Source organism: Caballeronia sp. dw_276, assembly GCF_018449635.1.
Lineage (GTDB): Bacteria > Pseudomonadota > Gammaproteobacteria > Burkholderiales > Burkholderiaceae > Caballeronia.
In genome coordinates this window covers 103,406-125,461 of record NZ_JAAVUV010000014.1, presented here as the reverse complement: position 1 = coordinate 125,461, position 22,056 = coordinate 103,406, and the positions used below count along the sequence as shown (strand labels likewise).

The 22,056-nt window shown below is 60.1% G+C and carries 19 protein-coding genes and 2 tRNA genes; 8 read left to right on the top strand and 13 right to left on the bottom strand.

What is annotated here, in order from left to right:
* Positions 1-20 precede the first annotated feature (20 nt).
* Positions 21-980, top strand: coding sequence for a hypothetical protein (locus HB633_RS25765; RefSeq protein WP_213780948.1), 960 nt, complete (start codon positions 21-23; stop codon positions 978-980).
* Positions 981-1,171: 191 nt separating this feature from the next.
* Here the strand turns inward: HB633_RS25765 and HB633_RS25760 are convergent, their stop codons facing one another.
* Complete coding sequence (locus tag HB633_RS25760) at positions 1,172-2,089, bottom strand: LysR family transcriptional regulator (RefSeq protein WP_213780946.1); 918 nt, start codon at positions 2,087-2,089, stop codon at positions 1,172-1,174.
* A 125-nt stretch (positions 2,090-2,214) separates the two neighbouring features.
* Here HB633_RS25760 and HB633_RS25755 point away from each other — a divergent pair, with 125 nt between their 5' ends.
* A complete protein-coding gene (locus HB633_RS25755; protein WP_213780944.1) occupies positions 2,215-3,030 on the top strand; it encodes an alpha/beta hydrolase in 816 nt (271 codons plus the stop codon).
* Between the two features lie 113 nt (positions 3,031-3,143).
* Here the strand turns inward: HB633_RS25755 and HB633_RS25750 are convergent.
* The 7 genes from HB633_RS25750 to HB633_RS25720 all read right to left on the bottom strand — a co-directional run bounded on the left by HB633_RS25750 (position 3,144) and on the right by HB633_RS25720 (position 10,581).
* Positions 3,144-3,219, bottom strand: a tRNA-Val gene (locus tag HB633_RS25750).
* A gap of 72 nt (positions 3,220-3,291) precedes the next feature.
* Entirely contained in the window at positions 3,292-3,564 is a 273-nt protein-coding gene (locus HB633_RS25745; protein WP_213780942.1) for an HU family DNA-binding protein, read from the bottom strand.
* Between the two features lie 225 nt (positions 3,565-3,789).
* Positions 3,790-6,213, bottom strand: a complete 2,424-nt coding sequence (gene lon / locus HB633_RS25740; RefSeq protein WP_213780940.1) for an endopeptidase La — start codon at positions 6,211-6,213, stop codon at positions 3,790-3,792.
* A 205-nt stretch (positions 6,214-6,418) separates the two neighbouring features.
* Positions 6,419-7,690, bottom strand: coding sequence for an ATP-dependent Clp protease ATP-binding subunit ClpX (gene clpX, locus HB633_RS25735; protein WP_213780938.1), 1,272 nt, complete (start codon positions 7,688-7,690; stop codon positions 6,419-6,421).
* Between the two features lie 258 nt (positions 7,691-7,948).
* Entirely contained in the window at positions 7,949-8,602 is a 654-nt protein-coding gene (gene clpP, locus HB633_RS25730; RefSeq protein WP_056353750.1) for an ATP-dependent Clp endopeptidase proteolytic subunit ClpP, read from the bottom strand.
* Positions 8,603-8,779: 177 nt separating this feature from the next.
* The gene (tig, locus tag HB633_RS25725; RefSeq protein ID WP_213780936.1) at positions 8,780-10,132 is read right to left on the bottom strand and encodes a trigger factor; all 1,353 of its coding nucleotides are present in this window, start codon (positions 10,130-10,132) and stop codon (positions 8,780-8,782) included.
* Positions 10,133-10,353: 221 nt separating this feature from the next.
* Positions 10,354-10,581 (bottom strand): hypothetical protein, encoded by a 228-nt coding sequence (locus tag HB633_RS25720; RefSeq protein WP_213780934.1) that lies wholly within the window; start codon positions 10,579-10,581, stop codon positions 10,354-10,356.
* Between the two features lie 24 nt (positions 10,582-10,605).
* Between HB633_RS25720 and HB633_RS25715 the strand changes: the two genes are divergently transcribed.
* Positions 10,606-11,763, top strand: a complete 1,158-nt coding sequence (locus tag HB633_RS25715) for a glycerate kinase (protein ID WP_213780932.1) — start codon at positions 10,606-10,608, stop codon at positions 11,761-11,763.
* Between the two features lies 1 nt (position 11,764).
* Here the strand turns inward: HB633_RS25715 and HB633_RS25710 are convergent, their stop codons facing one another.
* The 3 genes from HB633_RS25710 to HB633_RS25700 all read right to left on the bottom strand — a co-directional run bounded on the left by HB633_RS25710 (position 11,765) and on the right by HB633_RS25700 (position 16,100).
* On the bottom strand, positions 11,765-13,177 hold the full coding sequence (locus HB633_RS25710) for a PepSY domain-containing protein (RefSeq protein ID WP_213780930.1): 1,413 nt from the start codon (positions 13,175-13,177) through the stop codon (positions 11,765-11,767).
* Between the two features lie 23 nt (positions 13,178-13,200).
* Positions 13,201-15,594, bottom strand: coding sequence for a TonB-dependent receptor (locus HB633_RS25705; RefSeq protein ID WP_213780928.1), 2,394 nt, complete (start codon positions 15,592-15,594; stop codon positions 13,201-13,203).
* Between the two features lie 95 nt (positions 15,595-15,689).
* The gene (locus tag HB633_RS25700; protein ID WP_213780926.1) at positions 15,690-16,100 is read right to left on the bottom strand and encodes a DUF2946 domain-containing protein; all 411 of its coding nucleotides are present in this window, start codon (positions 16,098-16,100) and stop codon (positions 15,690-15,692) included.
* A 195-nt stretch (positions 16,101-16,295) separates the two neighbouring features.
* Here HB633_RS25700 and HB633_RS25695 point away from each other — a divergent pair.
* A tRNA-Leu gene (locus tag HB633_RS25695) sits at positions 16,296-16,382 on the top strand.
* Positions 16,383-16,457: 75 nt separating this feature from the next.
* Here the strand turns inward: HB633_RS25695 and clpP (HB633_RS25690) are convergent.
* Positions 16,458-17,057: an ATP-dependent Clp endopeptidase proteolytic subunit ClpP gene (gene clpP / locus HB633_RS25690; protein WP_213780924.1), complete on the bottom strand. Its 600-nt coding sequence runs from the start codon at positions 17,055-17,057 to the stop codon at positions 16,458-16,460.
* A 176-nt stretch (positions 17,058-17,233) separates the two neighbouring features.
* On the opposite strand from clpP (HB633_RS25690), the gene HB633_RS25685 reads away from it, so the two are divergent.
* The 4 genes from HB633_RS25685 (at position 17,234) to HB633_RS25670 (ending at position 21,080) form a co-directional block, all read left to right on the top strand.
* Positions 17,234-17,995 (top strand): sigma-70 family RNA polymerase sigma factor, encoded by a 762-nt coding sequence (locus HB633_RS25685; protein WP_213780922.1) that lies wholly within the window; start codon positions 17,234-17,236, stop codon positions 17,993-17,995.
* A gap of 251 nt (positions 17,996-18,246) precedes the next feature.
* A complete protein-coding gene (locus HB633_RS25680) occupies positions 18,247-19,119 on the top strand; it encodes a transglutaminase family protein (RefSeq protein WP_213780920.1) in 873 nt (290 codons plus the stop codon).
* 37 nt (positions 19,120-19,156) lie between these two features.
* Positions 19,157-19,972, top strand: coding sequence for a transglutaminase family protein (locus tag HB633_RS25675; RefSeq protein ID WP_213780918.1), 816 nt, complete (start codon positions 19,157-19,159; stop codon positions 19,970-19,972).
* A 271-nt stretch (positions 19,973-20,243) separates the two neighbouring features.
* Complete coding sequence (locus HB633_RS25670) at positions 20,244-21,080, top strand: squalene/phytoene synthase family protein (protein ID WP_213781055.1); 837 nt, start codon at positions 20,244-20,246, stop codon at positions 21,078-21,080.
* Position 21,081: 1 nt separating this feature from the next.
* Here HB633_RS25670 and HB633_RS25665 read toward each other — a convergent pair whose 3' ends face one another.
* Entirely contained in the window at positions 21,082-22,020 is a 939-nt protein-coding gene (locus HB633_RS25665) for a DUF1501 domain-containing protein (RefSeq protein WP_213780916.1), read from the bottom strand.
* Positions 22,021-22,056 lie beyond the last annotated feature (36 nt).

Here is a 22,056-nt window from a genome sequence, read left to right as displayed (position 1 = left end):
CCTCCTGATGCGACCCGACTGTGCCCATTATCGATCCGACTGATTACTGCCCGACGTGCGGCAACGCGCTGCACTCGCCCGATACCGCTTGCGTACGCTGCAACGCGCTGTCCGTAAGCAGCGCGGCACTCGAGCCGCATTCCGCCATTACGGCCGCCACAGCAACCGCCGTCGTACCTGCGTCAAGTGAAGGCGCGTTGCGTGACCGGTTCGCGCAGAAGCGCGCTTCGATGGACTCTGCTTACCCAAGCGTCGAAGAGCCCGCCCCCTACGAGACCGACGCTGCCGGCGCGGCGAGCAGCGAATCCGGCCGCACGCTTTGGCGTGCAGGGATTGGCGCGGCCCTCGTCGCGTTGCTTGCGGGCGGCTTGTACATTGCCTTCGGCCCAGTATCGGGACGTGGAGACTCGGAACTGGCAGCAGAGCCTGTCGCGCAGAACAGCATTCCGCGGCTCGCGCCCGATCCCCTGATCGACGTGCCTTTCGGCCCGAAAACCGCATCGCTCGATCTGACGGGCACGATCGATGCCGCCCGGCTCGCGATGTTACGCGGCGAGCTGCGCGACGCCCGCACGCGCCTCGCGATGTTGCCGGCAAGCGAAAGCAAACGCGGCGATGTCCGGCAAATCACAAACGAGTTGATTCAGCGCGAACTTGCCCGGGACGCGGCGATTGGACTTGCGCGCGCATGCGAGAAAGCCGGCGACACTCCATGCGTGCTGCGAGCCGCGGGCGATGCATTGGCAAGCGACGTCTCGGATTCCGAGGCGCGCGACATGCTGCTGCGCGCGGTGGCGCAGACCGGCACGCCTGCCAACGGACCCGCAATCATAGCCCCTGCGGCGGGGGTCAGCGTTACTGCGAGCCGGCGTGCGGATACCCAGAGATTCATTGCGCGCCGACGTGCGACCGAGCGGCTCACGTTCCGTCGTGAAACCCAGTCGTTCGCCAACATCAACGACATCTACGCCAAGCCTTGACGATAGATAGCGCGTTAGGGCTCTTTGTCTTCCGTGCGATTCCATATATCGCAAACGTTTGGCGGCGTTTTTTCTCTGCTTCTCGTGACGTCTAGCATGTACACGATTCCGGCCTCTTTAATGGAACCGCCAGTGGCCGGCGCGCTGCATACAATTCCTGATTCCGGAACATCCGGTCAACAGCGACTTTTCTAGAACCCCTCCCTGCGGTCCCAAGGAGGTTCATCGCCAAACGTCACGGCAAGATAATCGACAAACCGGCGTACCTTCAGCGGTATGCGCCGCGCGCTCGGATAGACCGCTTGAATCGCCAGATCAGCCGCGCGATAGGCCGGCAGCAGCGCCACGAGTTCGCCCCGCCTGAGGTGTTCGCCGAATACGAAGGTCGGGCCATACGCAATGCCGGCTCCGGCGAGCGCGGCGGCGAGCAGCATTTGTGTATTGTTGGCCGCCACCCGGCATGGTCCGTTAACGACATGCGCGTGGTTGTTCGCATCGAGCAAGGTCCAGTCATCAGCCGAGACAGCCTCGCTGAATGCAAGTCGCTGCGCGCTTCGCAGGTCCTCGGGCATGTGGGGCGTTGCATGACGCTCCAGATATGCGGGCGACGCACACATGACCATCCTGCATGGCGCAAGCCGGCGCGTCACGAGTCCCGAGTCCTGCAGCCGTCCGATCCGGATTGCAACGTCCACGCCTGCCTCGATCAGGTCGACGTAGCGATCGCCGAGTGTCACCTCCACGTTCACTTGCGGATGGTCCTCTAGATAACGCGCAACAATCCCGCCCAGGTGCATGGCGCCAAATGTGACCGGTGCCGCAACGCGCAGTAGCCCACGCGCCGTACCTTGCGAATCTCCCGCCTCGCGATTCGCTTCGTCGAACGCTTCGAGAATCCGCTTACAGCGCTCGTAGTAGGTCTGGCCGGCATCGGTCAGGCTCAAGCGCCGGGTGGTGCGCTGGAGCAGCCGCGCGTTCACGTCCGCCTCGATTGCACTTACATGCTTGCCGGCCATTGCTGCCGATAGCCCAAAACGGCGTGCCGCAGCAGCAAAGCTACCTTCCTCGACTGCGGCTACGAACACGCCGAGGCTAGTCATTCGATCCATGCTCATTTACCCCGCGCCCTGATTCGATAGCAGGATTATCGACTGAGTACACGATTCCGACAATTATCAAATGGTGGCCTTGAATCTACCATTCGGATGTCAGCTAAAGGAGAAGGTGCACGCAAATGAAAATCAGATCGAACGGCACGCGGATTCACGTCACGCAGCAAGGCAGCGGCGAATTGGCGCTGGTGTTTCTGCATTACTACGGAGGCTCGTCGCGGACATGGGACCGGGTGGCGAGCGAGTTGGCCGACCGGTATCGAATCGTCGCCATGGATTTTCGTGGCTGGGGTGCTTCCGATGCACCAGCCGATAGATATAGCATTGCCGATCTTGCCGCCGATGCCGAAGGCGTCATCGAGGCGCTGGGTCTGCAGCGCTACGTTCTGGTCGGCCATTCGATGGGCGGCAAGGTCGCTCAACTCATTGCATCGCGTCGGCCAAGCGGACTCGAAGGCCTCGTGCTCGTGGCCCCTTCGCCTCCGTCTCCAACACTCCTTCCGGATGAGCAACGCGCTACGTTGGCCGGCGCATATCAATCGCGCGAATCAGTCGAATTCGTCATTGATCATGTCCTGACCGCAAGACCGCTTGACGCCGCTCTCCGTGAGCAAGTCATCGAGGACAGCCTGAAGTCTGCACCGCAAGCCAAGGCGGCCTGGCCAAACATGGCGATGTGCGAAGACATTACCGCGGAGGTCACATCGATCAACGTGCCGACGATCGTCATTTCTGGTGAGTACGATCAGGTCGATTCTGTCGCAACGCTGCAGACGGAACTGCTGCCGCGTATTCCGCACGCGGCAATGCATATCTTGCCTGGAACGGGCCACCTGTCGCCGTTGGAAGCACCGGTCGAGGTGGCGCAGATCATCGGGAAATTTGTCAGCGCGATAGCGGTGGCTGGAGACCGCGTATCATCAAGCCCGCCTGGCTGAACTGAGCGGTACTGAAGCGATGCCGTGCATCGCTCTCGATTTTCGGAAAACAAAAAACCCACAGAGCCAAAAGCCATGTGGGTTTTTTAATGCACGTTGTGCCTGCAAAACGGTGGTGGGTGCTGAGAGGCTCGAACTCCCGACCTACGCCTTGTAAGGGCGCCGCTCTACCAACTGAGCTAAGCACCCCGCTTTGCAAACTTTGTGCGTTTCTGCCGGACTCGAAACTGTTTTAAAACCGTTCCGTACCCAGCGAGTCCGCTAGTTTAGCGCATCTTTTAGCGCTTTGCCAGCACGAAATTTGGGGACCTTCGCGGCCTTGATCTTGATCGCGTCGCCCGTGCGGGGGTTGCGGCCCGTGCGCGCGGTGCGCTTACCAACGGCGAAAGTTCCGAAGCCCACGAGCGTTACCGATCCGCCCTTTTTCAGCGTCGTCTTCACGCCGCCGATCACAGCTTCGAGCGCTCGTCCGGCCGCTGCTTTCGAAATATCCGCCTGCTGCGCAATATGGTCGATCAGTTCTGTCTTGTTCATTGTGCTCCCCCGATGATGGTATGTGGTTGGGCGATGCTTCAAGAAGCCAATTGCTTTCGGCACAGGGCTTGAGCCCTATATGCGGCGGTCATTAGAAGTAGCCGAAACACGCGTGTCAACCGGGATTGAGCCTGATCCGCGTCGCATTATTCGCGTATCGAGCGCGCAATAAAAAACCCGCGGGGAGCACCCGCGGGTTTTTACTTTCTCAACCAGCAACCACCATTAATGCTTTACGAATTCGCCCGTTGCAGGGCCTTCCTTCTTCTCGGCAACCGCAGGTGTTGCGGGTTTCGCTTCTTCTTCGGGCAATGCGGCAGGAACACGTTCGAGCGCAAGCTCGAGTACCTTGTCGATCCAGCGAACCGGAACGATCTCGATCGCGTTCTTCACGTTGTCCGGAATCTCAGCGAGATCCTTCGTGTTTTCTTCAGGGATCAGCACGAGCTTGATGCCGCCGCGATGCGCCGCCAGCAACTTCTCCTTCAATCCGCCGATAGGCAACACTTCGCCACGCAACGTGATCTCGCCGGTCATCGCAACATCGGCGCGAACCGGGATACCGGTCAGCACGGACACGAGCGCCGTCGTCATCGCGATACCTGCAGACGGACCGTCCTTCGGCGTCGCACCTTCGGGCACGTGGATGTGGATGTCCTTCTTCTCGAACGCCTCATCCGATACCCCCAGACGACGCGAGCGTGAACGCACCACCGAGCGTGCAGCCTCGACCGATTCCTTCATCACGTCGCCGAGCGAGCCCGTACGGATGATGTTGCCCTTACCCGGCATCACCGCGGCTTCGATGGTCAGCAAATCGCCGCCCACTTCCGTCCACGCGAGACCCGTTACCTGACCGACCTGGTTCTCCTTCGCGGCCAGACCGAAGTCGGTCTTGCGCACGCCGAGGAACGTGTCGAGATTGCTGCCGTCGACCTTGACCGCGCCTTCCGCCTTCTTCAGCAGAAGCATCTTCACGACCTTGCGGCAGATCTTCGACATTTCGCGTTCGAGCGAACGAACGCCGGCTTCACGCGTGTAGTAACGGATGATGTCGCGGATCGCTTCTTCCGTGAGATCCATTTCACCGGCCTTGAGGCCGTTATTGCGCGTCTGTTTAGGCAACAGATACTTCTGCGCAATGTTGACCTTCTCGTCCTCGGTGTAACCCGACAGGCGAATCACTTCCATCCGGTCGAGCAACGGCGGCGGAATATTCAGCGAGTTCGACGTCGCTACGAACATCACGTCCGACAAGTCGAAGTCCACTTCAATGTAGTGATCGGCGAACGTATGGTTCTGTTCCGGATCGAGCACTTCAAGCAGAGCGGAGGCCGGGTCGCCGCGGAAATCCATGCCCATCTTGTCGACTTCGTCGAGCAGGAAAAGCGGATTGCGCACGCCGACTTTCGCGAGGCTTTGCAGGATCTTGCCTGGCATGGACCCAATGTACGTGCGACGGTGACCGCGAATCTCGGACTCGTCATGCACGCCGCCAAGCGCCATGCGCACGAACTTGCGGTTCGTTGCACGCGCGATCGACTGGCCCAGCGAGGTCTTGCCGACGCCCGGAGGCCCGACGAGACACAGGATAGGCGCCTTGACCTTCTCTACCCGTTGTTGAACCGCAAGATACTCGAGGATCCGTTCCTTGACCTTCTCGAGGCCAAAGTGATCTTCGTCGAGCACGCGTTCCGCATTCGAGAGGTCGTTGTTGACCTTGCTCTTCTTGCGCCACGGCAAACCAATCAACGTGTCGATGTAGTTACGCACGACGGTCGCTTCAGCCGACATCGGCGACATCAGCTTGAGCTTCTTCAACTCGGCGTCAGCCTTCTTCTTGGCTTCCTTCGGCATGCGCGCGTTGGTGATGCGCTTCTCGAGTTCCTCGAGATCGGCACCTTCCTCGCCTTCGCCCAATTCCTTCTGGATCGCCTTGACCTGTTCGTTCAGATAATACTCGCGCTGGCTCTTCTCCATCTGACGCTTCACGCGTCCACGGATACGCTTTTCGACCTGAAGAATGTCGATCTCGGCTTCGAGCTGCGCAAGCAGATGTTCGAGGCGCTCGACAACCGGAAGCATTTCCAGAATGTGCTGTTTCTGGTCGAGCTTCAACGGCAGATGCGCCGCGATGGTATCGGCCAGACGACCTGCTTCGTCGATGCCCGACAGCGACGTCAGGATCTCAGGAGGGATCTTCTTGTTGAGCTTCACGTATTGATCGAACTGCGACACGATTGCGCGGCGCAGCGCTTCAGTTTCGGCGCTGTCGGCATGGTCGGGTTCGAGCGGCATCACGTCGCAGGAAAATTGCGTTTCCTGTTCTTCGATCGTGAGCGTCTTGGCACGCTGCAAGCCTTCCACGAGCACCTTAACGGTACCGTCGGGAAGCTTGAGCATTTGCAGGATGTTTGCGATACATCCCACTTCGTACATGTCTTTTTCGGTCGGCTCGTCTTTCGCGGCGGTTTTCTGTGCAACAAGCATGATGTGCTTGCCACCTTCCATCGCAGCTTCGAGGGCCTTGATCGATTTGGGTCGTCCAACAAAGAGCGGAATCACCATGTGCGGGAAAACGACTACGTCACGCAGCGGGAGCAGCGGGAGAGTAATGCGTTCCTGCGGGAGGAGTTGGGTTCCTGACATTTTCATTTCCCCAGTAGTGGAATCAGTTCAGTCGTAAATAAGGCCGTCAAAATGGATTGCAAGCCTTAAGCGTGTGGGAAAAGATCAGTGAATCGAAAAAATTCGCCTCAGTAACGTGTCAGTAACGTCCACAAGATATCCGAAAAATAAACAAAAAGCCGTTCACGTTGCCATGAACGGCTTTTCGCCGACACACAGCCCAACCTCAGTTAGAACCTGCTACCTTCGGTGTATCTTCGTAAATCAACAGCGGCTTGCCGTCGCCGTCGATTGTGTTGTCGTCCACAATGACCTTGCTGACGCCCTTCATGGTCGGCAACTCGTACATCACGTCCAGCAACGCCTGTTCCAGAATGGAGCGCAAACCACGCGCGCCCGTCTTGCGGCGAATCGCTTTGAGGGCAATTGCCTGCAACGCGGCAGGACGGATCTCCAGATCCACCCGTTCCATGTTGAACAGCTTGTGATACTGCTTCACCAGCGCGTTCTTCGGCTCAGTCAGAATCTTGATCAGTGCGTCTTCGTCTAGCTTGCCGAGTGTAGCGACAACTGGCAGACGGCCGATCAGTTCAGGAATCAAACCAAACTTGATCAGATCTTCCGGCTCAACTTCGCGAAGCACTTCGCCTGCGTCGCGATCAATCTTGCTCTTGACGCTAGCACCAAAGCCGATTCCTGTCTTTTCCGTCCGGTCGATGATGACCTTTTCCAGGCCATCAAACGCGCCGCCGCAAATGAACAGGATGTTGGTGGTGTCGACCTGGATGAAATCCTGGTTCGGGTGCTTGCGCCCGCCTTGTGGCGGCACTGAAGCCATCGTACCTTCAACCAGCTTCAGCAGCGCTTGCTGAACGCCCTCGCCCGACACGTCGCGCGTGATGGAAGGGTTATCCGACTTGCGGCTGATCTTGTCGATTTCGTCGATATAAACAATGCCGCGCTGCGCCTTGTCGACTTCGTAGTTACAGTTTTGCAGCAGTTTCTGAATAATATTCTCGACGTCTTCGCCAACGTAACCCGCTTCAGTGAGCGTGGTTGCATCTGCAATAACGAAGGGAACGTTCAGCATGCGTGCGAGCGTCTGCGCGAGCAAGGTCTTGCCCGAACCCGTGGGTCCGATAAGCAAGATGTTGCTCTTCGATAGCTCGATATCGTCTTTCTTCTCGAGATGCTTGAGACGCTTGTAGTGGTTATAAACCGCCACGGCAAGAATGCGCTTGGCGCGGTCCTGACCAATCACATACTGATTCAGGATCTCGCTGATCTCCTGCGGACTCGGCAGATCCGACTTCGTCAGACCAGCCTCTTCCGCCGCGCCCGCCGCTTCGTCGCGAATGATTTCGTTGCACAGGTCGATGCATTCATCGCAGATGAACACAGAAGGACCGGCAATCAACTTCTTGACCTCGTGCTGGCTCTTGCCGCAGAACGAGCAATACAACAGCTTTTCGCTGTTTGAACCTTTTTTGTCCGCCATGGATGTGTGAGCCTCCGGACACTCGATTACATAATACGCCGCTCAATTCACCTACGCAGAAACGGCACGTGCAGTGGGTGAAAGCGTGTGTGGCGTGTGCTTTAACGCCATTTCGCGCGTCGGCTCCAGCATAGTGCGCCGGGCTACCTTGCTGCGTCCCCGCCGCGAACCAGACCGCTTCAGTCCCGATCCGCGACGCCTACCTTATCAAAACGATACGTCCGGACCGGTTATTCCCCGAGCCCGGCGCGGTAAAGCTCAAGGACGCTTGTGAAGGACCTGATCGACGAGGCCATAAGCCTGCGCGTCGTCGCCCGACATGAAGTTGTCGCGGTCGGTATCGCGTGCAAGACGCTCGACCGGCTGACCAGTATGGTGCGACAACAACTGATTCAGACGTTCCTTCAGGTACAGGATTTCGCGAGCCTGAATTTCGATATCCGATGCCTGACCACGTGCGCCACCCAGCGGCTGATGAATCATCACGCGAGCGTTCGGGAGCGCAACGCGCTTGCCCTTGGCGCCAGCCGCCAGCAAGAAAGCACCCATGCTGGCGGCGAGCCCCATGCACAGCGTGGCGACGTCCGGCTTCACGAATTGCATGGTGTCGTAGATCGCCATGCCGGCCGATACTGAACCGCCCGGGCTGTTGATATACAGGCTGATGTCCTTGTCCGGATTTTCGCTTTCGAGGAACAGCAACTGTGCGACCACCAGGTTTGCCGTCTGGTCGTTCACTTCGCCGACCAGAAACACGACACGTTCTTTCAGCAGACGCGAATAGATGTCATAGGCACGTTCGCCACGACCGCTTGTTTCAACAACCATCGGCACCAGACCCAGCGCCTTGGTTTCGAAATCATGCGGCGCGTTCGACGCGAGCGAGTCCAGTAATTGAGCGCGATAGGTCATGCAATTTCCTTGTTCGGAATAGGGATACTGAACGACAAGCAACATCCTTAGATAGGGCCAAACGCAGTGACTTGCAATGACTTGCAAACCGGCGCCGAAAACGTCAATCCTGCATAAACGCAAAAAAGGCGTGCCGGCCCGTCACCCCGACGGCCCTGCACGCCTTCCCGACGCTGCTTACGCTTGCGCCGTCGCGCTGGCCAATTCTTCGAAGCTTACTTCCTTGTCGCTCACTCGTGCCTTGCCGAGCACGAATTCGACGACGTTGCTTTCCACGACGTACGCTTCCATTTCGGCGAGGCGCTGCTGGTTCGAATAATACCAGCGGACGACTTCCTTCGGGTCCTCGTAGCTTTTCGCGAATTCGTCGACTTCAGCGCGGATCTGTTCCGGCTTCGCTTGCAGGTCGTTTGCCTTGACTAGTTCGGCCAGAACCAGGCCCAGCTTGACGCGGCGTTCGGCTTGTTCAGCGAACATTTCTGCGGGGATCGGAGCGTCGGCCGCGTTCGGCACGCCGCGCTGTTGCAGATCCTGGCGAGCCATTTCAACCAGACGCTCCTGATCCTGCTCGACCAGCGCCTTCGGCACATCGAGTTCGGAAATCTTCAGAAGCGCGTCCATGACCTGGTTCTTCACGATTTGCTGCGTGCGGCGCTTGGCTTCGCGCTCCAGGTTGTCCTTGATCTCGCCGCGCATCTTGGTGATGTCGCCGTCTTCCACGCCGAGCGACTTGGCAAAGTCAGCGTCGATTTCCGGCAGATGCGGCCATTCGATCTTCTTCATGGTGATGGTGAACTGAGCCGTCTTGCCGGCCACGTCCTTGCCGTGATAGTCGTCCGGGAACTTGAGATCAAATTCCTTCGATTCGCCGACCTTCAGGCCGAGCGCCGCGGTTTCGAATTCCGGCAACATGCGGCCTTCGCCCAGCACGAACGTGAAGTCTTCAGCGCTGCCGCCTTCGAACAGCACGCCGTCGAGCTTGCCGACGAAGTCCATGGTCACGCGGTCGCCGTCCTTGGCTGCCGTATCCGCACCGCCGTCGCCATGCTCGCCGCCTTCGCCGCGTGCGTGGAAATGCACGCGCTGCTTGCGCAGGATTTCCAGCGTGCGGTCGATCTCCGCTTCCGAGATGTTCGTGACCGTGCGCTCGATTTCAGCCGTTGCAACGTCGCCGATCTTCACTTCCGGATACACCTCGAACGTTGCGTCGAACGCGTAGTCTTGAGCGACTTCGCCTTCGGCAACCTTCGGTGCAAAGCTCGGCTGGCCAGCCACGCGCAGGTTTTCCGTACGCGTGACGTCGAAGAATTCCTTGCCGACCTTGTCGCTCAGCACTTCGGCTTCGACCTGGCCCTGGTACTGCTGCGTGACCATCTTGAGCGGTACCTTGCCCGGGCGGAAGCCCGGCATGCGCACGTTCTTCGCCAGCTGACGGATACGCGAATCCACTTCCTTTTGCACCGTATCTTTCGGCAGGGAAATCGTCACACGGCGTTCGAGCTTGCCGAGGTTTTCAACAACGTTAGCCATGGCTTCTATCGTCCTAGAGTAAATCGAGTATTCGGGTTCGTGTATCGGGTCAGTTCTTGTTCGATCTCGCGCCGCGCAAGGCGCTCAGCATCTGGCGGTTCCTGCACGGTTCCTGAAATGCCAGCGGCTCGCAGAGGCGTTCAGCAAGCCGGACAGGAAACCGCGCATGCATCCGCGCATACATCCGCTTAGGCCGGTTTGAGTCAACAGAGCCAAACATTTTACCAAACTATTTGCAAGCGCCACGCCGGTTGAGGGTAGACGCGTACAAATACCGTCGAAACGGACTCGTTTTTGCGCTTTTTCAGCGTGTTTTTCAGGTGTGGCACGGTGTGACGGGCAGGTTTTGATTCGATCGGCTTGGCGTGCCTTCCATTTCCCGCGCGCATCGAAAGCATGCGCAGGAGGCATAAGGTTTGATTAATCCGCCCCATGCCGATAGATTTCAAGCAAATTCCATAACACGAGACAATATGCCCCTCTCCCATTCCTCCACGTCCCCTGTCGTTGTCATTGCGCCCGATTCGTTTAAGGGATCGCTTAGCGCGGAACACGTCGCCGAAGCAATTGCGAGCGGCATTCGGCGCGCCCGTGCGGATGCTGTCATTCGGATCGTGCCGATGGCCGATGGCGGCGAAGGCACGCTCGACGCCATGCTTGCCGCCGGCGGCGAGCGCCGCGTGATCAACGTGCGCGGGGCGTCGTCGAAACGGCGCGATGCCGCGACCGGCCTGCTCGCCGACGGCAGCGCGATCGTGGAGACGGCGGAAGTCGTGGGCATCACAGACCCGGATGGCATGGCCGTGCCGGTCGCCGAGCGCAGCACGCTCGGGATGGGCGAAGCGATTCGCACCTTGCTGGATCTTGGCGTGCGCAAGTTCTACGTGGCGCTGGGTGGCAGCAGCACGAACGATGGCGGCGCAGGGTTGCTCGTAGGCCTCGGCCTGAAGCTCTTCGATGCAGACGGCAACGCGCTCGATCCTGTGCCGTCGCAACTTGCGCGAGTTGCGCGCATCGATACAACGGGGCTCGATGCGCGTGTGCATGAAGCTGATTTCACCGGGATGTCCGATGTGAACAATCCCCTCACCGGCGAACACGGCGCAACGGCGATTTTCGGGCCGCAAAAAGGCGTGACGCCCGATCAGATCCCGACTATCGATGCCGCCCTCGCCCATTTCGCCGACGTGCTGGAACCGGCGCTTCACATCGAGGCGCGCGATAAACCTGGCGCGGGCGCGGCTGGCGGTCTCGGCTTCGCGCTGCACATGCTGGGCGCGAGTTTCGAAGCGGGCGCCGAAGTGGTCGCGCGCGAAGTGGGTCTCGATGGCGCGCTCGACGGCGCCCATTGGCTGATCACCGGCGAAGGACGCTCGGATGTGCAAACGCTGCATGGCAAGGCGCCGTTCATAGCGTGCCAGCATGCGCGGGCGCATGGCGTCGAAGCGTCATTGCTGTCGGGCGCAATCGATCCGGCGGCGTTGCCGCGGTTATCGGAGCATTTCAGCGGCTGCTTTTCGCCTGCGCCCGGTCCGATCACGCTCGAAGTCGCCATTCGTGACGCCGCGACGTTGCTCGCCAACGAAGCCGAGCAACTGGCGCGTTTGAAGTTCGGATCGAAGGCGTCCTGAATCATCGCGTGCTGGCGATCCTTCCCGGACTGAACAGCACGCGATCCGATAACCACACGACCAGCATCGTCAGCCCCATCAGCGGGAAGACGATGCCGAGCGCCGTCAAGCCGATCACCCACGCGCGCATCGGCGGGTTCAAGACCGGCCGCGATGGCGCGCCTACCGCCCGGCCGGGCTTGCGTCTGCGCCACATCACGAAACCGCTGACGGTCATGGCGGCGAGCCCAAGCGATATTGCCGATGCAAGCAGCTGATTTGCGACGCCGAAATACCGTCCCATGTGCAGCGAAGTCCCGTATGAAATCCATTGCGCCACGCGTCCGTAATCGCGATACGCGATGTCCGAGAGGATCTGGCCGCTGTATCTGTCGATATGAAGCGTGCGTTCATCTTGAGGATCGGCTGGAAAGTAGGAGACCGTGTACACGCCTTGGGGCGTGGTCGGCAAGGCGATGTCGTAGCCGCTCTTGACGCCCGCTTGTGCCGCGATTCCGATTACCTGGTCGAGCGGGATAGTGGCAGCGGTTGCATCGGCGGCGCTGTCCGGCACGTGCGTGGCGCCGACCGCCCAGGGTGTTTGCGGCAGCGGCAGGTCATCCATCTTCATGCCGGCCATGGATGGATCGGCCATGTTCATCGCCGGCGCGGGGGTTGCGGAATGGACGTGCGCCTTACCCCACGCCCCTTGCGGATAACCCAGTTGCGCCGATGTCGCGAGCGCCTTGAATTGCTTGCCCCACGTGCTCGACCACGGCAAGCCGCTCAACACGAAAAACAACGCGCCGATCGCGAGCCAGGCGCCACCGACCGCGTGCAATTCCCGCCACCACGCGCGCCCCTTCAACGACGATAATCGCGGCACAAAACGGCCGCCTTTCTGCTGTGCTTTTGGCCACCATAAGGCCATGCCCGTTGCAATCATCACGAGCGTCCAGCAACCGGCCAGCTCCATCACGATCTCGCCGGTCTTGCCGAGCAACAAGCCGCGATGAATGTTGCGGACCTGCTTCATCAACCGGTTCTCGACGCTCAGCCGTCCGAGCACCAAGCCGCTATATGGATCGACATAAACGCTTTCGCTGCCGCCCGATTGCAGCCTGAACACGAACTCTGCGCTGCGGCGGGCGTCGCTGTTGATGACGACGGTCGTCGGGGTGGCATCGGCTGGCTCGGCGGCCTTCGCTTTCGCAAGCAGAACTTCCTGGCTCAAACGCGGCTCGGCGCGTGTATCGACGATCATTCGATCGTGATATAGCAACGGCTCGATCTGCGGCTGAAAGCAGTACAACGTGCCGGTGATCGCAAGCACGAGCAACAACGGCATGACAAACAAGCCGGCATAGAAGTGCCAGCGCCAGAGCGTTCGATGCCGCGCGAGCACGCGGGCGTCGGTAAAAGAAGCGGATTGCATGTGAGTTGTCCTTTTATAGAGGCTTAGATTCCGATACGCCCTTCGACATAAACCGTCCGTCCCGCATACGGATGGAACACGTAATAGCGATGATCGAAGAGGTTGTCGACGCCGATTCCAAGCTCGGTTCGCTTGGTCGGACGGAAAGTGAACTTGGCGTCGACGACTGTGTACGTACTCGTGCCGCCGTAGGTATTCGGGTTCGTGTCCGTGTTCGTGAGCGTGTTGTACTCGCGGCCCGAATATCGTGCGGCTACCGTCACGGCGCTCTGGCTCGTCGCACGCCACGTCGCGGCCACATTCGCGCGCCACAACGGAATCCGATAAAAATACTTGCCCACGGACGCCGGGTTGCCGCTGTTCGCGATGATCTTCGACTGGGTGTAGGCGACCCCCGCAGTCAGATCGAGGCCATGAATCAGCACGTCCTGACCTTCGTAACTCGTCTCGATACCGCGCGAGCGCACCTTGTCGATATTCTGGAAATTGGTGATGTTCGGAATCACCGTGGTGTTTGTCTGGCTGAACAAGGTGTTCTTCACATCGTCCTGAAACAGCGTGAACCGATACACCCCGTTTCCGTGCGTCCACTCGGCCGTCAACTCCTTCGAGAGATCGTCTTCAGGCTTGAGATTCGGGTTGTTATTGACGATCGACAAACCCGTGATCTGTCCTTGAAACAACTCGCCGACGGTGGGGAATCTGTAGGCGCGTCCTATCGATGCACGCAGCAAGAGGTCTTGCGTGGCATCGAAGGAAAGCGACGCCTTCGGCGACCAGTGGCTCTGGCTCACATCGCTGTAGTTGAGTGACGTGGCGCCGATCGCGCGCGAACCGTCGTACGCATTCCAGTTCTCGTAACGCGCCCCGTAGGTGAACTTCCAGCGCGGCAAGAAGCGCCATGCGTCTTGCGCGTAGACGGCTTGCGTCTGCGTGCGTCCGCCAAAAGCATTTGCAAACGATGTCCCGCCGCCGTCGCGCCACGCCGCCGTGTTGTAGGTTTCGTTGTCGAGGAAATAATCGTCGTAGTGGTAACCGAACGACAGCCAATGCGCGGCGAGTCCGGCCGTGGCAGATGCAGGCGTCCACGTCGTGCGCAAATCGAGCGTCTTCCAGCCGGCGCCATCGCCGAAAGCGATCGTGCCTGGACCGTCGCCCGGCACGCCCGAGTTCGCGGTCCGTGCGATGCTCTGCGTGATATCGAAATACGATGCCACCGCTTCGGCGTTCCATCCCGTGGCGTTGCGCGTTTTCAGCGATAACCCGTACAGGAAGTTTTCGCTTGAACCCTGGCTCGGCGCGAACGTCGCGGCCGGGACGTTGTATTCGTAGCCGCCGATGTTCACGAGGCCGCTATAAACGGTGTTGCCGGCGGCATCGCGAAGAAACGATTGCGTATCGCTGTTGTATTTCTGATGCCAGTAACCAACCGTAAAACCCGCTTGCAACGTCGGCGTGAAGTCATACGCGACCTTCAGCTTGAACTGGTCCTGAAACGTCCGTTCTATGCCCTCGGCCGTCACGCCCAGAACCGCGGTTCGCGCGTTGTTCTGGTCGTTGTAGAAAATGGCGCCGGTCACCGGCCGGTCGGTTGCACGGGCCGGCACATTCGATGCCGCCAGCGTCGCGAATTGCAGCGGCTGGCCCGTGTTTTCCAGATGGTTGACGCCGACGAGCCAGGAGAGCTTGCCGTTTTTATCGCCGATGGTCGCCGACGAATTCGTCCCGTTGAAGCTGCGGTTCACGCCGAACAAATCGAAATGCTGGCTGAACGCCTGGACGTGGGCATCGGCTTCAAATTTCTGCGGCATGCGCGTGCTGATCGCGACCGTCGCGCCGATCGAATTGCCGGGATACAGCGCCGAGTATGGGCCGTAGATCACATCGGTGCGTTCGATGTTGTCTGTAAAGACCATCGACCAGCGCGGCGCGAAGGTGAACGTGTTGCCGAGGAAATTGCTGAGCAGGAGGCCATCGGCGTAGACGAGACCGCGTGCCGTTTGCGAATTGCTCGTGCCGCGTACGGCGATGGGCGAATTCACATCGCCTATGAAACGCTTGCGCACAGCCATGTTCGGCACATATTTCAGTAAATCTTCCGCTGTCACCACGTTCCAGTATTGCGACTGTTCGGCGGTAACGGTGGCGGTTGTGGACGGCAAATCCGGGTCGAGCGGCGAGCGTGCGGAAGGGCTTGCCGAACTGGTAACGACCACGGGCACGAGTTGAACGGCATCCGCTTCGGTCCGATCGGATGACGGCGATTCCGGCACGGCCGCAGTTGGAGCGGCGAGCGCAAAGGCCGGCGCCATCAGCGAAATCGGCAAGCATGCATGGCGATGAAAACTGAACGTGCGCGCACGCACGGCGGCACGGCGGCCGGAAGGCTGCCGTGCTCGCTTGAGGAGCTTGAGCATCGAAGAAAATCCTGAATGAGTGGACGAGAGGCCGGCCGGACGCACGCACTCAAACGGCGCGCAAGGTCACGGCAAACGGGCTCTGACGACGGACTTCAGGAAACGACGGGAGGCGCGCGCGGCGAGGCGGCATTGAACGACTTGACATGAACGGCGTGTACGGCCGGTTCTGCGGCAAGCCGGGTGACGCGTTCGATGCGCAGAAGCGCTGCAGCAGGCGCGGAGGCCAGCGGTACGTTGTGCGCGAGCAGTCCGCAGTACGAGCAGGCATCGAGCGAGTCGGCGGACATGTGATGTCCGGCGTGCTCTTCTGCTTGTAGTTCTTTGGGAACCGGCGATGCGGTCTGGGTTTGACCGGGGGTATCGACGGAACACAGGGCCGCGATGAGATCGAAACGCGCTTCGCGGGAAGCCAGCGTCTGGCTGACCACCGGCGCGACAATGGCAAGCCACATGGCGGCAATGCCGAGCCATGCAACGAAGCGATTGCGCGAAGTGCGGTTCATCGATGTAAAAGGTGTCGAAGTGATACAAACGAGAATGAGTTGCGATTGTAGGCACGTCGTTCGTGGCACGCAATGCGGATCTCGCGACGCAGGGAGAGCACGAAACGCCGTCCTGCAGACATTGGCTATCAATTCGGTTAGAATGCCGGGCTCAGCGGCGTGCGCACTTGTAGCGCACGGCGCCGGAAAAGACACGCGTGAGTGGCGAAATTGGTAGACGCACCAGGTTTAGGTCCTGACGGCAGCAATGTCGTGTCGGTTCGAGTCCGACCTCACGCACCAGGTTGAAAACGAAGCCCCGCAGCGAAAGTTGCGGGGCTTCGTCGTTTCCGGCGCCGGATAGGCCGAAAACGCGTCTCAAACCCGCTGCTGCAACACCTCGTCGATCAAACCATAGTCCCGCGCCTGATCGGCTGACATGAAATTATCGCGGTCGGTATCGCGGGCGACTTCCTCCTCGGTTTTCCCCGTGCGCTCCGCCATGATCCCGTTCAGCCGTCGGCGCAGATGCAGCACCTCTTGCGCTTGAATGGCAATATCCGCCGCCGTTCCCTGCGAGCCGCCCGATGGCTGGTGGATCATGATGCGCGCGTTCGGCAGCGCGTAGCGTTTGCCCTTCGCGCCGGCGTTGAGCAAGAAGGTGCCCATGCTCGCAGCGAAACCCGTGCACAACGTCGATACATCCGGACGGATGAATTGCATGGTGTCGAAAATTGCCATGCCGTCATAGACCGAACCGCCCGGTGAATTGATGTACAGCGAAATGTCCTTTTCCGGATTTTCGGCTTCGAGAAACAGCAATTGCGCGACGACGAGACTCGCCGTCTGGTCCGTCACCGGTCCAACCATGAAGATGATGCGTTCGCGCAGCAGCCGCGAATAGACGTCATAGGCGCGTTCGCCACGCCCGGATTGTTCAATAACGGTCGGCACGAGGCCAAGGTTCAGCGGATTCATAGCTTTGCGGTTCCTGGGTGATTCCGGTTACGGGAAGATCCACCCGATATGACGCGCGCCGCCGATCGTGCGTGACATTCGCAGCCGGGATATATTTTTGCCGCAGACTGTCACGTTCGCCTCCCGCCGGCCGTCATAAACCGTCATGGACGACAAAGCGCAACAAGGAGAAACGCATGAGCGTTGATATCGGATCGCATGGGGACACAGCACAGCTGGCCATTTTCGAGGCGTCGCGTTCGCGGCTGTTTTCGCTGGCCTACCGGATTCTCGGCGTGCGCGCGGACGCCGAGGACGTCGTGCAGGACACGTTCGTGAAGTGGCATCTGCATCAGCGGGACGGGGGCACCGATACGCTCGAAACGCCCGCCGCGTGGCTCACGACGGTTGCCAAACGGACGGCCATCGACCGTTTGCGGCGTTCCGCGCAGGATTCGCGGCTGCTCGAGGCATTCGAAACGCATGAACAAATGCCCTCTGTGCAGGCCCTTGCCGAGCAGGCGTCCGATTTGTCGTACGGAATGCGCCTCGTGATTGAGCGCTTGTCGGCCGAAGAGAGCGTCGCATTTTTGCTGCGCGAGGCGTTTGAAAAGGACTACGCGAGCATTGCGAGGATTCTTGACCGCAGCCCGGTGCATTGCCGGCAGATCGTGCATCGGGCGAAGGATCGCGTGCGGGATGATCGACGGCGCAATCATCCGGATGCCACGCCGGGTGTCGAAAAGGGCGTCGAACCACTACTCGATGCCATCGCGCGACAAGACGTCCAGGCGCTCGTTGCGTTGACGCTGAGCGCCGCAACCGCCACGGCCACCGCGACCACCGCGACCACGACGGGCGCAAGCATGCACGCGGCTGTGCTGACCGGTGCACTGATCGCGCGCTTGCGCCTTGGTCGCATCGACTTGCCGCGCATTACCGATCCCGTTGCCGCATAAGACAGATTTGCCGGACTAACGCGCCTCCTCGCCGTAGCCCTCCTCCCGCGCACATTTAGCTGCACATCGGGTCACAAACGAATTCTTTCGCCAGAACTGTCTCGTGTATCCTGAATTCTGGCGACCGGAACGTCCGGCCGCTGCAATAAAGGGTCCACCATGGATTTCAACAAACAGGCTGCAAAAGCCGCGGTGTGGTTGCTCGGAAGCACCCTGCGGCCAGCGAGCGTGAACTTGGGAAGATTCGTCAGGTGAACGAGCCGCAACGTTTTACAGTCCGGCATACGAGTGTGTATCGATACTCCGAGCCGGTCGATTTCGGCGAGCATCGAATGATGTTCAGGCCAAGGTCCAGCCACGATCTGCGGCTGGTCACCACGCAGTTGAAGATCACGCCGGAACCCGCGCGACTGCGCTGGCTGCACGATGTCTTCGATAACTCGGTCGCCGTCGCCACGTTCGACACGCAGGCAACCGAGCTGACCTTCGAAAGCGAAGTGACGCTCGAACATTTCGAGTCGCCGCAGCCGGACTACGCGCTCGAACGTTATGCCCTCACGTTTCCGTTCGCGTACACGAACGAGGAGGCATCCGATCTGGTCAACGCGCGCAATCGGCCGGAACCGGACGGCGATGTCGACGCGTGGGCCCGGCGGTTTCTCGCGCCCGGCGAAAGTACCGGAACGATGGCGCTCTTGCGGGCAATGACGCAGGAGATCAACGACGATTTCAAGTACGTCCGGCGCACTGAAAAAGGCGTGAACCGTCCCGCCGATACCTTGCGCCTGCGCAGCGGCAGTTGCCGCGATTTCGCGGTGCTGATGATGGATGCGGTGCGATCGCTCGGTCTGGCGGCGCGCTTTGTCAGCGGCTACATCTTCGTGCCGGAACGCGACACCACGCGCGGCGGCGGCGCCACGCACGCGTGGTTGCAGATTTATCTTCCGGGCGCGGGCTGGGTGGATTTCGACCCGACAAACAGCATCATTGGCAATCGTCATCTGATCCGCGTCGCGGTCGCATGGGATCACCATCAGGCCCTGCCCCTATGGGGAACCTGGAATGGCGAGCCCGGATCGTTTCGCAGCCTCGATGTCGAGGTCAGTGTGACCGAGAACCAGTGACGTCTTCTTTCATAGTTCACAGCAAAAGGTAGCTCCCATGAAACTCCGCGTTGGCTACGAACTGGTCTATGAGTGTCCGCAACCGACACCAATGCTGCTCATGCTGAACACACATTTTTCCGTTGCGCCGCAGGTGTTGCTCGCAGACGTGCTGACGGTCAATCCGCCGGTGCCGATCTCGCAGTATCGCGATGGCTTTGGCAACCTGTGCAGCCGGCTGGTGGCGCCGACCGGACGGATATCGCTGTCGACTTCCGCGTTACTGGAAGTTTCCGGCGAATTCGAACAGCCGGGGCCGAATGGCGAGCAGCACCCGGTGGAAGAACTACCCAATGAATGCCTCGTGTTCCTGCTCGGCAGCCGTTATTGCGAAACCGATCTGCTTTCTGACGTCGCGTGGAAACAGTTCGGCAATACGCCGCCGGGACGCGCGCGCGTGCAGGCAATCTGCGACTTCGTCCACAACCATATTGTCTTCAATTACGCGCACGCGCGGCCGACGAAAACCGCGTTCGAGGCCCATCAGGAGCGCCAGGGTGTCTGCCGCGACTTCGCGCATCTGGCGGTGACATTGTGCCGGGCCATGAACATCCCCGCGCGCTATTGCACGGGATACATCAGCGACGTCGGTCTGCCGCCGCCCTACGCCACCATGGATTTCGCCGCGTGGTTCGAGGCGTATATAGGCGGAAGCTGGCAGACCTTCGATGCACGCAACAACGCGCCAAGGATCGGGCGCGTGCTGATGGCGCGCGGCCGTGATGCAGCCGATGTGGCGATCAGCAACACCTTCGGACCGACGACCCTGCTTAAATTCGATGTCATTTGCGAGCCCGAAGAAGCAAGGGTTTGATTCGGCATTCTAAGTATTTCTCGTGTGTGGCGCGGCCCTGACGCCGTCGCGCCCCGCTTGCCCCAGCGAGCCCGCGCGCCTTGCGGCACATTCCCATCCGGGCGATAATTCGCCCGAACACTTGCGCACGATCTGGTTCCGGCGCCGGTATAACAGACTAACCGTCCTCCCCTACACGTCCTTGCGCCAGAACAGCCAGAGCCATTGAATTTCAATGGCTTTTTTTCTGGGCGGGATTTTATCGGCTTCGCGCCGTTTTCACTTCATTGCCGTGAACTTCGACGACTACTGCCAGCAAAAAGCCGCACCCGATGGCTCCAGCACCTACTACGCGCTGCGCCGCGCACCCGCTTCGCGCCAGGCGCTCCTGACGGCGCTTCACGCGCTGCGTCGCGAACTCGAGGAAACGGCCAAGGAGACGAGCGATCCGACCATCGGCCGGACCAAACACGCCTGGTGGCAGAAGGAACTTGCGAGCCTCTTCGGCGGCGAGCCGGCACACCCGGTCACGAAGGCCATTGCCGCGCATGCGGCCGGTACGCCGGTTCTGGACGACGAAGGCCGCGGGTTTATCGGCAATATGGTCGACGGCTTCGAGCTGGATCTGGAACAAGCGCGGTATATCGACTGGGCGGGTCTTCGGCGTTACCTCGATAACGCGGGCGGCGCCTTTGCGGTGATCATCGCGCGGGCTACGGCGCGCCACCCCGAGAATGTTCCGAACTGGGCCATGGCACTCGGCTCGGCGTTGATGCTCGCCGAACGCGTGGAGAATATCGGCGACGACGCGCGTCACGGCCGGATTTATTTGCCCATCGACGAACTGCAACGCTTCGGCGTCACGGCGGCCGACGTGATCAACCGCAAATACAGCGACGCGTTCACCGAACTGATGCGCTTCCAGACGGGACGTGCCCGCGACGCGCTCAATCAGGCGCTGGCCGCCATTCCCGCCGACGAACGTCCGACTCAGCGCGTTGTGCGCTCGCATGCGGCGTTATCGCTGGCTTTGCTCGATGAAATCGAGCGTGAGGATTTCAAGGTATTGCATCAGCGCATTGCGCTCACGCCGATCCGCAAATTGTGGATTACCTGGCGAGTTCGCTAGGTCAGACGCGCAGCAGCGGCAAGGTCTCGAACCTGGCGCCGAGGATTGGGCCGGCATCCATGCCCCACCAACGTCCGAGAACAGTTGCATAGATTTGCCGGAAGTCCACGTTCATTGGCAGATTGCCGTTGGCGTCGAGTTCTTTCAGCAGAGGCGCGGCGCCGAGCAAACCGCCGTTCACGCGCCCGCCCATGACGAAATGTGGCGCGGCCGTGCCGTGATCGGTGCCCCTGCTTTCGTTTTCCCGCGCGCACCGGCCGAACTCGGCGCAGGTCATGACGAGCGCGTCGTTCCAGCGGCCGAGTTGGATCAGCGCGGCTCGTATTGCCACCAATCCCTCCGATAACTGCTTGAGCAATCGCGCGTGTTGTACCGGCTGGTTGTGATGGGTATCGAAGCCGCTGAGTGTGAAACGGATCACCGATACGGCTTGGCCGGCTGCAAGCGCTTGCATTACGGTCTTGACTGCGGCTGCAAACGGAAGAGCGCCGCCCGAAAACGACTCCGCTTGCGCACCGAACGCACGCGTGACCCAACTATCGCGAAGATATTGATCTGCATGCGACGCGGTGTCCCAGATTTCCATCGATCGAAAATGCGAGCGGTTGTGCCCGGGATAACCGACGCCCTGCACGATTGCGAGTTGGCCGTCGCGCCAGACAGGCAACAGCGGCTGCATGGAAGGATGAAGGCCGGTGCGCTCGTCCAGCTGCAAAACAAGATCCCGACGGATACCGATGCCCGGACGCAAGGCCAGATAATCCGGATCAGCAAATGGAATGACGGTATTCAAGCCGTCGTTGCCGCCGTTCAGCTCGACCAGAATCAGTAACTTGCCGTGATGTTCAAGATCAGATTGTCGAGCCATGGCAAGCGTCGGCGGCGCAAGAGCGCAGGCGCCGAGCGCGGTGGCAGCGGCAAGAAAATCGCGCCGGTTCACAGGCCGGTCCCTGCCTTATGAACGGCAGGCAGCAAA